The organism is Paenibacillus cellulositrophicus, assembly GCF_009363095.1.
In the GTDB taxonomy this organism is placed as follows: Bacteria; Bacillota; Bacilli; order Paenibacillales; family Paenibacillaceae; genus Paenibacillus_AQ; species Paenibacillus_AQ favisporus.
In genome coordinates this window covers 3503134-3515869 of the sequence record NZ_CP045295.1, presented here as the reverse complement: position 1 = coordinate 3515869, position 12736 = coordinate 3503134, and the positions used below count along the sequence as shown (strand labels likewise).

Annotated in this window: 14 protein-coding genes; 12 read left to right on the top strand and 2 right to left on the bottom strand. The window is 52.0% G+C overall.

The genetic code is table 11. From position 1 onward, the window contains the following. Positions 1-39 precede the first annotated feature (39 nt). The 7 genes from GCU45_RS15690 to GCU45_RS15660 all read left to right on the top strand — a co-directional run bounded on the left by GCU45_RS15690 (position 40) and on the right by GCU45_RS15660 (position 5971). Positions 40-1038, top strand: coding sequence for an extracellular solute-binding protein (locus GCU45_RS15690; protein WP_152399596.1), 999 nt, complete (start codon positions 40-42; stop codon positions 1036-1038). Between the two features lie 54 nt (positions 1039-1092). Further along, entirely contained in the window at positions 1093-2190 is a 1098-nt protein-coding gene (phnW, locus tag GCU45_RS15685; protein WP_152399595.1) for a 2-aminoethylphosphonate--pyruvate transaminase, read from the top strand. Beyond that, positions 2187-3026 carry a phosphonoacetaldehyde hydrolase gene (phnX, locus tag GCU45_RS15680; protein WP_152399594.1) on the top strand — a complete coding sequence of 280 codons (840 nt, stop codon included), beginning with the start codon at positions 2187-2189 and terminating at the stop codon, positions 3024-3026. Before phnW ends, phnX begins: the two co-directional genes overlap by 4 nt. A gap of 171 nt (positions 3027-3197) precedes the next feature. Continuing rightward, positions 3198-3581, top strand: coding sequence for a VOC family protein (locus GCU45_RS15675; RefSeq protein ID WP_152399593.1), 384 nt, complete (start codon positions 3198-3200; stop codon positions 3579-3581). Positions 3582-3682: 101 nt separating this feature from the next. Further along, positions 3683-4279, top strand: coding sequence for a LysE family translocator (locus GCU45_RS15670; RefSeq protein ID WP_152399592.1), 597 nt, complete (start codon positions 3683-3685; stop codon positions 4277-4279). Between the two features lie 7 nt (positions 4280-4286). Further along, on the top strand, positions 4287-5072 hold the full coding sequence (locus GCU45_RS15665) for an AraC family transcriptional regulator (protein ID WP_076173091.1): 786 nt from the start codon (positions 4287-4289) through the stop codon (positions 5070-5072). A gap of 305 nt (positions 5073-5377) precedes the next feature. Then, the gene (locus GCU45_RS15660) at positions 5378-5971 is read left to right on the top strand and encodes a YdhK family protein (protein ID WP_152403123.1); all 594 of its coding nucleotides are present in this window, start codon (positions 5378-5380) and stop codon (positions 5969-5971) included. A 211-nt stretch (positions 5972-6182) separates the two neighbouring features. Here GCU45_RS15660 and GCU45_RS15655 read toward each other — a convergent pair whose 3' ends face one another. Next, positions 6183-7259: an LCP family protein gene (locus GCU45_RS15655; protein WP_244364097.1), complete on the bottom strand. Its 1077-nt coding sequence runs from the start codon at positions 7257-7259 to the stop codon at positions 6183-6185. Between the two features lie 352 nt (positions 7260-7611). Here GCU45_RS15655 and GCU45_RS15650 point away from each other — a divergent pair, with 352 nt between their 5' ends. The 4 genes from GCU45_RS15650 (at position 7612) to GCU45_RS15635 (ending at position 10374) form a co-directional block, all read left to right on the top strand. Next, a complete protein-coding gene (locus GCU45_RS15650) occupies positions 7612-7950 on the top strand; it encodes an antibiotic biosynthesis monooxygenase family protein (RefSeq protein ID WP_181153080.1) in 339 nt (112 codons plus the stop codon). Positions 7951-8116: 166 nt separating this feature from the next. Beyond that, positions 8117-8692, top strand: a complete 576-nt coding sequence (locus GCU45_RS15645; protein WP_152399591.1) for an NADPH-dependent FMN reductase — start codon at positions 8117-8119, stop codon at positions 8690-8692. A 209-nt stretch (positions 8693-8901) separates the two neighbouring features. Then, positions 8902-9480, top strand: coding sequence for a TetR/AcrR family transcriptional regulator (locus tag GCU45_RS15640; RefSeq protein WP_116233032.1), 579 nt, complete (start codon positions 8902-8904; stop codon positions 9478-9480). 75 nt (positions 9481-9555) lie between these two features. After that, on the top strand, positions 9556-10374 hold the full coding sequence (locus GCU45_RS15635; RefSeq protein ID WP_152399590.1) for an SDR family oxidoreductase: 819 nt from the start codon (positions 9556-9558) through the stop codon (positions 10372-10374). A gap of 190 nt (positions 10375-10564) precedes the next feature. Here the strand turns inward: GCU45_RS15635 and GCU45_RS15630 are convergent, their stop codons facing one another. Then, entirely contained in the window at positions 10565-10882 is a 318-nt protein-coding gene (locus tag GCU45_RS15630) for a winged helix-turn-helix transcriptional regulator (protein ID WP_076173085.1), read from the bottom strand. A gap of 309 nt (positions 10883-11191) precedes the next feature. On the opposite strand from GCU45_RS15630, the gene zwf reads away from it, so the two are divergent. Then, positions 11192-12694, top strand: a complete 1503-nt coding sequence (gene zwf, locus GCU45_RS15625) for a glucose-6-phosphate dehydrogenase (RefSeq protein ID WP_152399589.1) — start codon at positions 11192-11194, stop codon at positions 12692-12694. The last annotated feature ends 42 nt before the right edge of the window (positions 12695-12736 follow it).

The window sequence follows — 12736 nt, the reverse complement described above, 5'->3', positions numbered from 1 at the left end:
GCATTACCATCATTTTATTTGAAGCGAGGGAATTTACCCATGTCCAAGTCCAAAACGTTCAACGGTCTTCTGCTCACCCTGCTCGCCATCAGCCTCGTATTCGCCCTGGTCGGATGCAGCAGCAGTAAAGCGGAGGAATCCAAGAAGGTCGTCATCTACACTAACGGTGATGAAGAAGCGGTGGCCGCCATGGAGACCGCGCTGAAAAATGCCGGTTACGACGGCAAATACGTGCTTCAGTCACTCGGCACTTCCGAGCTCGGCGGAAAGCTGATGGCGGAGGGAAGCGACATCGAGGCCAATCTCATCACGATGAGCTCGTATTTTATCGACAGTTCGCAGAGCAAGTACCACATGTACAAGGACCTGTCTTTTACCACGAACGCCATGGATTCCTACCCTTCCTACTATACGCCGATTCTGGCCAATACCGGATCGATCTTCGTGAATACCGAGGTACTGAAGCAAAAAGGATTGGAAAAGCCGGCATCGATCAAGGATTTGACGAAGCCGGAATACAAAGGCCTGGTATCGATTCCGAACATTATGGACTCCTCCACCGGCTGGCTGCTCGTGCAGGCCGTCATCACGCAGTACGGAGAAGAGGAAGGCAAGCAGGTGCTGCACGATCTGATCGCGAACGTCGGCCCGCATCTGGAGAGCTCTGGCTCCGGCCCGATCAAGAAGGTCGAAGCCGGCGAAGTTGCCGCAGGCTTCGGACTGCGCCATCAGGCGGTCAAAGCCAAGGCTTCGGGCGCGCCAATCGATTATGTCGACCCGTCGGAAGGCAACTTCTCGCTGACCGAGTCGATCGCGGTCGTCGATAAGAAGAACGCCACGACCGACCTCGCCATGAAAATGGCCGAGACGATCATCAAGGATGCGCGCAAGGACCTGATCACGAACTATCCGGTCGCCCTCTACCAAGGTGAGACGGTGGAAGACATCAACAAGCCGGCCAAATCGATGAAGTTTGCCAAACCGCTGACGGTGGAGCTCCTTGAGGAGCATCAGAAGTTTTTTAACGATGCCAAATAACAAATGGCGACGACCCAAGAATGAACCCAATACACGGCAGGGAGTGACTTACCCATGAACCAATACAAGCTTTTAACCCCGGGACCGCTGACAACGACCCGTACGGTGAAGGAGGAGATGCTCCTGGACCGCTGCACCTGGGACGATGACTATAAATCGATCACGCAGCGGATCCGGTCCCAATTGCTCGGCATCGCCGGCGCCGATCCTGCGGAATACACCGCCGTGCTGATGCAGGGCAGCGGCACGTTTGCGGTCGAATCGGTCATGACCTCGGCCATTTCCGACCAGGACAAGGTGCTGATCATCACGAACGGCGCCTACGGCGAGCGGGTCGTCCAGATGGCGCGGTATATCGGCTTGAACTATGCGGAATATCGCATCGATTATGACCAGCATCCCGACGAAACGGAGCTTCGCGACTTGCTTGAAGCCGATCCTTCCATTACCCATATCGCGATGGTTCACTGCGAGACGACGACGGGCATATTAAATCCGCTCGAAACGGTGGCTGCACTGTCTCAAGCGTATGGCAAAACGCTGATCATCGACGCCATGAGCAGCTTCGGCGGCATTCCGATCGACGTGACCGGTCTCGGAATCGATTATTTGATCAGCAGCGCCAATAAATGCATTCAAGGCGTACCCGGCTTCGGGTTTGTCATTGCCAGACTGGAGAAGCTGAAGGAGCTCCAGGGCACGGCGCGCAGCCTGTCGCTCGATCTCTATGACCAATGGAAGGGCATGGACAAGGACGGCAAATGGCGGTTTACCTCGCCCACCCATGTCGTGGCAGCCTTTGCCAAGGCGCTTGACGAGTTGGCGGAGGAGGGGGGCGTCCCGGCTCGGTTCGAACGCTACCGCCAGAACAACCGGCTGCTTCGCGACCGGCTGGCCGGCATCGGGCTGTACGCCTATATCGAGGAAGCGAAACAGTCGCCGATCATTACGACGTTTTTGTTCCCTGAAGGGCAGCATTTCAGCTTTGCCGACTTTTACGCCTATGTGAAAGAAAGGGGCTTCGTCATCTACCCCGGCAAGCTGACGGACGTCGATACGTTCCGCATCGGCAACATCGGGGAGATCTATGAGGAGGACATCGAGCAGTTGTGCGGTATAATCGAGGAATATATGGGAGGAATGAAGCGATGAACCGGATCGAGGGTGTGATTTTGGATTGGGCCGGAACGGCCGTGGACTTCGGCTGCTTTGCGCCGGTGAACGTCTTTGTCGATATTTTCAACCAGGCCGGCATTGAGGTTACGATGGAGGAAGCCAGAGCACCGATGGGCATGCTCAAGATCGACCACATCCGCGCCATGCTGTCCATGCAGAGAATTTCTGCTCTCTGGAAGGACAAGTACGGACGGGATTTCAGCGAAGAGGACGTACACCGGCTGTACGCCGCGTTTGAGCCTGCGCTGATGGCCTCTCTGTCCGAATATACGGATCCGATACCCGGCGTCATCGAGACGGTGGAAGCGCTGCGGGCAGACGGACTGAAGATCGGCTCGACTACAGGGTATACGCGCTCCATGATGGACGTCGTCACTCAGGGCGCACGGGAAAAGGGGTACTATCCCGACCATCTCGTCACCCCTGACGAAACGGGATCTTACGGCAGACCGTATCCGTACATGATTTTCCGCAACATGGAGCATCTGAAGCTGTCGGCATCCTGGAAGGTGGTCAAGGCAGGCGATACGGCCTCCGATATCCAGGAAGGCGTGCAGGCCGGCGTATGGTCGGTCGGCGTCGTCATCGGCAGCTCGGAGATGGGCTTAAGCCAGGAGGAATACGGTCGCTTGCCCGTGAACGAGCGGTCCGAGGCGATCGAGCGCACGAGACGGGCGTTCCTGGCGAACGGGGCCGATTTTACGATCGATACGCTGGCCGAGCTGCCGGCCCTCATCGGAACGATCAACCGTATGCTGGACAAGGGCGAACGCCCAGGCCGAGCACAGCGGCTGCAGACCGTAGGGCTTTAATAGCATACCGTGCAGCTGTTATCCAACCGCGCTTCGGCGCGGTTTTTTATATTGGCTAAAATCTATTCAACAACGATCCTCTTGAAAATTTGCTGGAGGGATGGGTAGAGTAATGTAAAGGTGCCGATTGTAACAAGAGCACCAACACCAATTTCAAAGGAGGCACAAAGGATGAAAATCGTTGTGACCAGTATATTTGTATCAGACCAAGATCGGGCACTTCAGTTTTATTCAGAAAAGCTGGGGTTTGTCAAAAAGGAGGACGTTCCCGTCGGTGAATACAGGTGGATCACGCTTGTCTCTCCGGACGAGCAGAACGGCACTGAGCTCTTGCTCGAACCGAATAACCATCCTGCTGCCAAAGAGTATCAAACGAAGATATTTGCTGATGGCATCCCGGCAGCGATGTTTGGTGTGGAGGATATTCATACAGAGTATAAGCGGCTGTTGGAAAACGGCGTAAAGTTTACGATGGAGCCGACCCAAATGGGCCCTCTTACATTAGCCGTCTTCGACGATACATGCGGCAACCTTATCCAGATTGTGCAAAAGTAACACAGCAGAGCGGCTGAAGAAGCCCCTGCAATAATGTACTATCCGCCTGCCGGCTCCACACCCTATAATGCTAAAAAACGATGGTGTGAGGAGTATCCAACATGAACATTGCTTCTTTTCTGCTGTACTGTGTCATTGTAACCTTTACGCCGGGGCCATCGAATATCGTCATTTTGGCGGCGGTCCGGCAGGAGGGCTTCAGGCAGGCGGCCAAATATATTGTCGGTGCTTCTATCGCTTACTCTTTGCTGGTGGCCGCTTCGGTCGTGGTGAACCGTGAGCTGGTTACAGGGATGCCTGTGATCCTGACGGTGCTGCGGATCGCCGGCAGCCTGTTCATTCTGTACCTGGCTTACCAGATTTACCGCATGGACGTGTCCAAGGCGGCGGCCAAGCAGACGGCGTCTTTTATGTCGGGATTTTGGATGCAGTTTCTGAACCCGAAAGTGGTGCTGTTCACCATTACCGTCATTCCCATTTACGTCATGCCCTATTATTCCTCAGGTTGGGTCTTGGCCTTGTTTGTGGGATTGGTCTCGCTGATCGGCGTTGCCGCCTATTTTTCCTGGGGACTGTTCGGCACGCTGCTCAAGGGTATTCTGCAAAAATACCAAAAAATCTCGAATATCGTTTTCGCCCTGCTTCTGGTATACTCGGCCATAATGGTATCCGGGATCACAGACATCGCGAGGGGGTGAGCGGAGGATGGAACGGTTCGAGTATAAGCAGGCGGCGGGGATTACCGCGCTGTCGGCGAGCATTGCCGATTTTACGTACAAAAAGCACTGCCACGAGGAGTACGCGCTCGGCGTCACCCTCCGCGGCGTTCAGCAGTACGACCTGGAAGGGAGCCTGCAGTCCTCCCACCGCAGCGGCGTGATGCTGTTTCATCCCGAGCAGACGCATGACGGCTGGTCGCAGGAACGCTCCGGCATCGATTATGTCATGCTCTACATTCACCCGGATCAATTCCTGGAGGCTTTGGGGAAAAAGGAAGTGCTCCGCTTCTCCGACCCTATCGTGTACGACGCGGGGCTGCGGCGCAGCATTCTCGATCTGTCCACCGCCATTGCCGGCGGCCAATCCGAGGATGTATGCAGCGAGCTGCTGTTTCGGGTTGCGGGCCACTTTTCGCAGGACATTTTGCGGCCGATGGACATCAAGGCCCCGTCGTTCACCCGCAAAGCCAAGGAACGGATCCACGAGAACCTGGAGCATGTGCTTCGCCTGGACGAAATCAGTGGAGAGTTCGGGATGTCCAAATACCAGTTCATCCGGGCATTTAAGGCCAATACCGGGCTCTCACCCTACCAGTACTTCCTGAACTGCCGCTTGGAGCGGGCCCGGCAGCTGATCGAAAAGCACCGGGACATTTACCTGGCGGTGAGCAGCTGCGGTTTTGTGGATCTGGCCCATTTGAACCGCCATTACAAGCATGTGTACGGCACGACGGCATTCGAGTTTTTGTCTTACTTGGAGGGGAAGCTCTGACCTCGTTAGATTCGTTCTAATAAGTTCGTTATACGGCATGTCATCCGAAAGGATGGCATGCTTTTTTGCGTTTTGCGTTGGAGACACCGGACTGGCTCCCGGATGGCGGCCCTGTCCGACAGGGAGGTTCTTTCGTCATTTCCCCATGGATCTTCGGATTGAACGGCTGCTTATGTGAGCGGAGTTTTAAAAGAAAGTGTTTCGGGCACAATGGATGCCATGAAATGTTCATGATTATAGTATAGGGTGCTAGGGTATATTAGGAGAGAACAGTCATTCTGAAGACAAAAAGGAGTGCTGACATGATGAAAAAACAATGGCTAATGCTCATCGCCGCGGCCATGCTGGTGCTGGGAGGGTGCCAAAATAATGACTCCGCGTCGGAGCCGGCATCCGTGACTCCGTCGCAGCACGAGCAGGCAACAGACGATTCGGACATGAACATGGACCAGATGGACGAGATGCATCATTCCGGCTCCGGGGAAGTCCCCGCAGGGCTGAAAGAAGCGGCAAATCCGGCTTTCAAGGTGGGAAGCCAGGCGATCATCGAGGCCGGCCACATGAAAGGGATGAAGGGCGCCAAGGCTACCATTGTCGGTGCCTATGACACGACGGCCTATGCCGTCTCCTACACGCCGACAACCGGCGGTCCCAAGGTGACGAACCACAAGTGGGTGATCCACGAGGAGATCGAGAACGCCGGGGCCGAGCCGTTCAAGCCGGGGGACGAGGTCGTTCTGGAGGCGGACCATATGCCAGGAATGAAGGGCGCCAAGGCGACCATCGATTCCGCCGAGAAAACTACGGTGTATATGGTGGATTATGAGCCAACGACGGGCGGTGATCCGGTCAAAAACCATATGTGGGTTACGGGAAGCGAGCTGTCGGCTGCCAAATAACCGTCCCGAATACCCCCTAAACCATCCAGGGCCACGATCAAGTGGCCCTTTGTTATTTTCCAGGCCGATGCTCGTAGAAGAATTTCTATTACGGATTCATCGCCCTCCTCGCAATATTGGATAAGCATCGAAAATGAAAAAGCACCCTCTAAGGGTGCTCACGCAAATTTGGATCGGATCCCAATCCCTACTTTCCGGAAAGGCGTTTGAGTTACTCTCCGGAATATAGGCCGATACGGTTCCCGAGGGTAGACAGCCTCTTCGGCTTTTGGTCCAGCTCACCGGCCAAGACGGTCAGTGCTTCTTTGAGCTGCTGCTCATTCCAATACACATATGGGCTTTTCCACTGGCCCTCGACGGTCTGCATCTGGATTTGGTCCGGTTTCATTTTTTTGTAATTGAGGAGCCAACGTTCCATATTCTTGGCTGGAATGTCCGTCTGGACCTGTTCCCCGATAATGTCCAGCACTTGCCCCCATTGGCTGATGCCTTTAAATGAAGTAAGCTTGTCCAGGACCTGGTTCAACACCTGCTGCTGGCGCCGGTTCCGGTCGAAATCCGAAGACGGCGACGAACCGTCGTTGGACTTCCGGTAACGGACGAAGTCGAGCGCCTGTTTGCCGTCCAGATGCTGCATACCCTTGCGCAGATTGATATCCGTGCCGTCCGCCGTATCCTTGTAGCGCATGTCCATGTCGACGTCAACATCGACGCCGCCGACAGCATCGATGATCTGCCGGAATCCTTCAAAGTTGATCATAACCATATAATCGACCGGAATGTGGAACAAGTCGCCAAAGAACTCCTTCGTGTCGGCCATGGCCGCCTTTTTGTCCTTGATATAGTAATGGGCGTAATAGTAGTTGGCTTTGTGCGTCCCCAGCTGGGATTGGCTGACTTTTAAATCCCGGGGGATGGATATTAAGCTGGCCGATTTCTTTTCAGGATTCAGCGCCCCCAAAATCATCACATCGGTATTGATCGTTCCCCCGCTGCCTTCGCGGTTGTCGATTCCGGCGAGCAGAAAAGTCATCGGCTTCATGTCGGCCTCGGTTACGCTTTCAACAGGCGGCTCGCTGACGGCCTCCCCCTGTTCCTGCTGCTGGGACTGGGGTGCGTAATATTCGGCGGCAGCCGATATTTTATGTAAGGTTGATATCGCTTTATGATGCAAAAATCCAAGGAATCCGCCTACTCCGATCAGCAGGAGCGCGATTACGGCCGTGATGCTGAGCATCCACTTGCGGAGCCGGCTCATTTTCTTCTTTTTTTTGGAACGTGGTTGCATAACATCCTCCAATCCTGTTCTATATAGAATGAACTAAAGAAATGAATGTTCTAGGCTTCTATTAGGCCGCTATAACTGAAAGTTCAATGTAAAACTTTAATTCATTCTATCTATCAAAAAAAGCACTATACATATGTATACTATAATTATTACAAGCGAGCAACTTTACATAGGTTTCATTATACAATGTACAAAACTTAGCGTTGAATACAGCCGGCAATGGACCTTCAACGGAAAGATGATTCGTTCTCTTGACAATCGGCATATTCTGGAATAAGATGGTTCCATAAATGACAGTAAGTACTGACGGTCATTATTGGCTTGGCATTTTTAAAATGAAGGAGGAAAGGAAATGGGAGATGATAAAATGGGCGGAAAACCGGTCGTGTGGGTCAATGCCTTTCAAGTGAAGCCGGGCAAGCTGGATGAATTCATGCGGATTCAATCTGAGGAGCTGCGTTCTTTTGCAGAACAGGACACCGTAAACGGAGCGCTTGGGAGCCGCCTTCTGCGCGCATCCCATCGGGACCGGGCCATAGCCATTGCACTGTTCGAGAGTGTAGAAGCTCACCAATCCTGGCTTAAACAGGCGGATTTCTCAGCGCATTACGACAAGATCAAGGATCTGATCGAAGGGGCAGAAGGCGATTATTATACGGTTGAGGCCGCATACGGGGCAACCATTGAGTAAACAAGGCGGGCGGCGAGAGCCGGGTGACGGGATGGCTGTGAGTTGAGCACCTGTGAAAGAAATGTACCCTGAATGACAGTAAGTACTTACTGTAATATATGAATGAACTATTATTCTATTTATGAGCTACTAATCTATTTTGAATAATGGAAGGGGTTATTAAATCATGATGAATATTGGAATTATTATTGGGAGTACCAGACCGGGACGCAACGGGGAGGCGATCGGCCGCTGGGTGCATGAAATCGCAAGCAGTCGGAGCGACGCCAGATTTGAACTGGTCGATATCGCGGATTACCGGCTGCCGCTGTTTGATGAGCCGATGTCCCCGATTATGGGGCAGTACTCCAAGGAACATACGATGGCATGGTCGCAGAAAATCGCCGAGTTTGACGGCTTCGTGTTCGTGACTCCCGAATACAACAAATCCATACCCGGAGCACTGAAGAACGCCATTGATTTCCTGTACCATGAATGGAACAACAAGGCGGCAGGCATTGTGGCTTATGGCGGCGGCGGAGGCTCGCGTGCAGCGGAGGCGCTTCGATTGATCCTTGGCGAGCTGATGGTAGCTGATGTTCGCGCACAGGTGGGGCTGTCTCTGCATACCGATTTTGAAAATTACACGGTTCTGAAACCGGGCGCCCATCAGGAAGCGGCGGTTCACGCCATGCTGGATCAGCTTGTGTCCTGGAGCGAGGCGCTGCACACCGTTCGGCAGAAGGAGAAAGCCCACGCTTAAAAGGGCTCTCCATGTTATGCCCTTTAAAGCCAATCCGGAGGATGATGTCGGGTTGGCTTTTTTTCCTACTATATATAATGGGGTTTGGAGCAGGGCAGTCTATCCTCCGATCGAGTGTCCCTTGACAAGACGACCATGGATCGTTAAGATTAGAATGAACGTTCTATCGTGATTCAAATTTCGAAAGCAGGCTGGAGGCTAAACCGATCATGTTTGAGAAATATAACAAAGTTCAACAGGCAGTGCTGGAAACGACGCTGCGCATTATTATCGAAAAAGAGCTGCAGGCGACGTCGATGGCGCTGATCGCCAAGGAATCGGGCGTGTCTACCGGAAGCATTTATCATTATTTTTCAAGTAAGGAAGAAATTATAAACGAACTGTATCGAGCGATCGTTCTATACAACGGAGAGTATGTTACACGGGGGATGGACGCCAAGGAACCGATCCGGACCCGTTTTAACCGCGCCTGGGAGAAGGTGTTCCAAGTCAGCCTTACACATCCGGAAGGTTTTCAGTTTATCGAACAGTATTCGTTCTCCCCGTATATTAACGATGCCGTCAAGCGGGAATCGTACGATGGCGGCTGGTGTAAGCCGATGGCGGCTTTGTACGCCAAAGCGATCGATTACCAGTTGTTCATCGAGCAGGAGCCGGCCATGATGGTGCAGATGCATTACGGCACGATGGCTTACCTGGTCAAAGGGCATTTGCAGAAGCATTTTACGCTGACGGATGAAGTGATTCAGACGGTAATTAACTCCTGTTGGAAGTCGGTTGCCAAATAACGCCGCACCATAGGTGTGGTTTTTCCAGCCTGTTAGAGTGAACGTTCGATATAGAGGAGAAAAGGAGCTTATACAATGAGCAAAACGATATTAATTACCGGAACCAGCTCGGGTCTGGGCAAATTAACGGCCATCCATTTTGCGAAAATGGGCTGGAATGTAGCGGCGACGATGCGCATGCCGGAAAAAGAAACGGAACTGACGGCATACAGCAACATTCAACTGTTCAAAATGGATGTGACGGATGTAGACCAGGTTCAAACCGCCGCGAAGCAGGCGATCGATGCTTTCGGCACCATTGACGTCGTCGTTAACAACGCCGGGATGGGCACTTACGGGGCGCTTGAGCTGGCGGAAGAAGAGGCGATTGACTGGCAGTTTGCCGTAAACACACGGGGACCGATCAATGTGATCCGGGCGTTGCTGCCGCATTTTCGGGCGAACGGGGGAGGGATGTTCATCAATATCAGCTCCTTCATGGGCGTAACGAGCGCGGTTCCGCTGGGCTCCTTGTATAACATGTCCAAGTTTGCCCTTGAGGGACTGACGGAAGGCCTCTATTACGAACTGAAACCGCTGAATATCGAACTGAGGCTTGTGGAGCAGGGAGGATCATCGGGGAACAACTTTATGAACAATATGGTCTGGAGCACGAGTCCCGACATTCACGACTACGATGAGCTCACGGCCCAGCTGAAGAAGCGGCTAGAACAGCCGGAGGGGGCCGACGCGGATGATCCTCAAACGATCGTGGATGTCATTTCGGATCTGGCCACAGGCAAGAACAAGCAGTTCCGTACGCTCGTGGGGAATGCGGCCCATGAATTGATGCGGCTCAGACAGTCCGTGCCGATTGAGGAATACTTGGAGACGATGCGAAAGACATTTTTGTAAAAATCGATCTCCCTGTTCAACACATGCGGCATGTCATGTATAAACAAAACTGTACGGCTTAGTTCTAACCTGATTAGAATGAACATTCTATGGGTAACCGTAGCCATTTAATATCTAAAAAAGATCAACTCCGGTGGGGTTGATCTTTTTCCTTTTCGCAAATGATAAGTCATGATAATACAGGCTCGGGTTAGAACCATTTCTCGGCCCATTCTTCCACGGCTTGAAGCGCTCTGCCGAGTTCGGTTCCCTTTCGCGTCAGAGAATACTCCGTACGGATCGGCCGCTCGGTAATGACATTGCGGATAATGATACCGTTATCCTCCAGCTCTTTAATGCGTTCGTTGAGCATGCGTTTGCTGAGATCAGGGATGTATGCATGAATTTCGCTAAAACGCTTTGGTTCCTCCATTAGGGTATGAACAATCAGGCTGACCCACTTTTTTCCGGTAATCTGGTGTGCGAGCTCGACCTTTTCGCATAAAAGCCTGGCGCGTTTCTCATCCATTAGTGCTGACCCCCCTGTGCACTGGTTACTTAATATTAACAAGTTATGATCTCTGTAAGGATTCCAAAAGATTCCCAAATCCAGCCGTCAATGGTCATACATTGCCATTATAATATCATAGAAAGCGCTGTCATCAAAGGGATTTTATTTCCGTTCATAATTTGGACAAGAATCTGTTGACTAATCGCTTAAATGGGTTTATGATTGCCAATGTGAATTCAACAGGTTATTAAAAGTAACCTTGTTGCAACGGATTTATCTGCCAGCATGCGCATGGTTTTTGGTGGGAATGGAATGGAGGAGTCATACGTGGACAACATGACATTTGTCTTGTTTGGAGGAACAGGGGACCTGGCAAAGAGAAAAATATACCCTGCACTCTACAATCTGTTTATAGATAAAAAGATGCCTGAAGCGTTCTCGATTATCGCCTTGGGCCGCAGAGAACAATCTAGTGCAGATTTTCAGCAAAACGTAGCGAAATCGCTGCAAACTTTTTCAAGAAGAACCGTAAACGATCCGGCCGCTTTGGAAGCTTTTCTCCAAACGATCCGGTATACCGTCCTTGATGCCAATCAAGTGGAGGATTACCATAAGCTGCGGAGCCTAGTAGAGTCGCGTGAACAGGAATTGAACATTCCTCAGAATCGCATGTTTTATCTCTCGGTGGCGCCGGAGTTTTTTGACGTGATCGCCTTAAATATTAAAGACAGCGGACTTGGTTCGACAAGCGGATGGAAACGTCTGATTATCGAAAAGCCTTTCGGACACGACCTGCAGTCTGCGCGCCATTTGAACGAGCAGCTCAGCAAAGCGTTTGATGAAAGCGAAGTGTACCGCATCGACCACTACCTCGGTAAGCCGATGGTGCAAAACCTGGAAATCCTCGAGTCTTCCAACCCGATTCTCAAAGCGCTGTGGTCCAACCATCACATTGCCAACGTCCAAATTACGGCAAGTGAGACCGTCGGCGTCGAAGAGAGAGCTGGATACTACGACAACTCGGGCGCAATCCGCGATATGGTGCAGAACCATTTGCTGCAAGTGCTGATGATGGTTAGTATGCGTCTTCCAGGCAGAGGCGATGCGAACGAAGTCCGCATGAAGAAGAAGAACGTCATGCAGTCCCTTCGTCCGCTGCAGAAGGAAGATATCGCGAAGAACGTGATCCGCGGCCAATATGCCTCCGGTCAAATGCAAGGGAAGCCGGTTCCCGGTTATCTTGATGAGCCTGGCGTCCCTGCGGGCTCGAAGAACGATACGTTTATCGCTACGCGCCTCTGGATCGATAACTACTTCTGGAGCGACGTTCCGTTCTACATTCGCACAGGCAAGAGAATGAAGGAAAAATCTACGCGGATCGTCATTGAATTTAAGGAGCCGTTGAAGGGACAAAATACCACCAACGATCCGAATCTTCTCGTGATTGAAATCAATCCGAACGAAGGCATCTTTATGCAATTGAACAAAAAGAATCCGCGGAACGATTCCAAGCTGGAGCCGATGCGCATTCACTTCCATGAAAATGGAAAGGACGTACCGGAAGCTTACGAAAACCTGATTTTCGATGCGGTTCGCGGGGATTCCACGTTCTTTGCCCATTGGGATGAAGTCGAATTGTCCTGGCAGTACGTGCAGCCGATTCTGGATGCTTTCGAGGAGGACAGCGTTCCGCTTCATCAGTATCCTGCAGGTTCGAACGGACCTGAAGCGTCTGACCAGCTGCTGGCCGAAGACGGCTTCAAATGGTGGATGGATACAGAGCCTGAAGTTGTGAAAGAAGAAGAAAAGGTACTTGTGGGTCAATCTTGATCCAGGTTGTAAACCATACTGGTAAAGGTTTCAATAAACAAA

Excerpts from the sequence above, each read along its gene's own strand:
- GCU45_RS15690 (WP_152399596.1), top strand. The coding sequence starts at position 40 with ATGTCCAAGTCCAAAACGTTCAACGGTCTTCTGCTCACCCTGCTCGCC.
- phnW (WP_152399595.1), top strand. The coding sequence starts at position 1,093 with ATGAACCAATACAAGCTTTTAACCCCGGGACCGCTGACAACGACCCGT.
- phnX (WP_152399594.1), top strand. The coding sequence starts at position 2,187 with ATGAACCGGATCGAGGGTGTGATTTTGGATTGGGCCGGAACGGCCGTG.
- GCU45_RS15675 (WP_152399593.1), top strand. The coding sequence starts at position 3,198 with ATGAAAATCGTTGTGACCAGTATATTTGTATCAGACCAAGATCGGGCA.
- GCU45_RS15670 (WP_152399592.1), top strand. The coding sequence starts at position 3,683 with ATGAACATTGCTTCTTTTCTGCTGTACTGTGTCATTGTAACCTTTACG.
- GCU45_RS15665 (WP_076173091.1), top strand. The coding sequence starts at position 4,287 with ATGGAACGGTTCGAGTATAAGCAGGCGGCGGGGATTACCGCGCTGTCG.
- GCU45_RS15660 (WP_152403123.1), top strand. The coding sequence starts at position 5,378 with ATGAAAAAACAATGGCTAATGCTCATCGCCGCGGCCATGCTGGTGCTG.
- GCU45_RS15655 (WP_244364097.1), bottom strand. The coding sequence starts at position 7,259 with ATGCAACCACGTTCCAAAAAAAAGAAGAAAATGAGCCGGCTCCGCAAG.
- GCU45_RS15650 (WP_181153080.1), top strand. The coding sequence starts at position 7,612 with ATGGGAGATGATAAAATGGGCGGAAAACCGGTCGTGTGGGTCAATGCC.
- GCU45_RS15645 (WP_152399591.1), top strand. The coding sequence starts at position 8,117 with ATGATGAATATTGGAATTATTATTGGGAGTACCAGACCGGGACGCAAC.
- GCU45_RS15640 (WP_116233032.1), top strand. The coding sequence starts at position 8,902 with ATGTTTGAGAAATATAACAAAGTTCAACAGGCAGTGCTGGAAACGACG.
- GCU45_RS15635 (WP_152399590.1), top strand. The coding sequence starts at position 9,556 with ATGAGCAAAACGATATTAATTACCGGAACCAGCTCGGGTCTGGGCAAA.
- GCU45_RS15630 (WP_076173085.1), bottom strand. The coding sequence starts at position 10,882 with ATGGATGAGAAACGCGCCAGGCTTTTATGCGAAAAGGTCGAGCTCGCA.